Consider the following 212-nt stretch of genomic DNA (forward strand, 5'->3'; position numbering starts at 1 on the left):
TTTTCGATTTCGAATTATTTGTTTTTTGAGGATTCCGAGCTATAACTTTGGGTTTAGTTGTATTCGTATAGGTGCGAGAGTCTTTCTTCTCATCACTCGGACTTCTCCTATAAGTAGATTTATTACGTTTTGATTCCTGTTGTTCTTCATACATAGAATGTATGTCTGAAAACAGATCAGCAACTGTCATATGTATACATCGATGACGTGCG

At 35.8% G+C, this 212-nt stretch carries 1 protein-coding gene; it reads right to left on the reverse strand.

All coding sequences use genetic code 11. The features are described from left to right. Window positions 1-190: hypothetical protein (locus NE637_RS16040; RefSeq protein WP_256267855.1), on the reverse strand; the 190-nt coding region annotated here is incomplete at its 3' end. Between the last annotated feature and the right edge of the window lie 22 nt (window positions 191-212).

The organism is Desulfovibrio desulfuricans (assembly GCF_024460775.1).
Classification (GTDB): domain Bacteria; phylum Desulfobacterota; class Desulfovibrionia; order Desulfovibrionales; family Desulfovibrionaceae; genus Desulfovibrio; species Desulfovibrio desulfuricans_E.